Below are 413 nucleotides of genomic sequence, written 5' to 3' on the forward strand. Positions count from 1 at the left end.
TGTCAGTGGTAGGAGAGCGTTCTAAGGGCGTTGAAGCTAGACCGTAAGGACTGGTGGAGCGCTTAGAAGTGAGAATGCCGGTATGAGTAGCGAAAGATGAGTGAGAATCTCATCCACCGAATGCCTAAGGTTTCCTGAGGAAGGCTCGTCCGCTCAGGGTTAGTCGGGACCTAAGCCGAGGCCGAAAGGCGTAGGCGATGGACAACAGGTTGATATTCCTGTACCACCTCTTTATCGTTTGAGTGATGGGGGGACGCAGGAGGATAGGGTAAGCGCACTGCTGGTTATGTGCGTCTAAGCAGTTAGGCTGAGAAGTAGGAAAATCCGCTTCTCGTACAGGCTGAGCTGTGACAGCGAGGGAAATATAGTACCGAAGTTCCTGATTCCACACTGCCAAGAAAAGCCTCTAGCGA

General features: G+C 52.1%; 1 rRNA gene. It reads left to right on the forward strand.

What is annotated here, in order from left to right:
• Window positions 1-413: ribosomal RNA gene (locus AAHB15_RS30035) — 23S ribosomal RNA — on the forward strand; the annotation flags it as partial.

It is taken from the genome of Bacillus sp. OTU2372 (assembly GCF_038440275.1).
In the GTDB taxonomy this organism is placed as follows: Bacteria; Bacillota; Bacilli; order Bacillales; family Cytobacillaceae; genus Neobacillus; species Neobacillus bataviensis_B.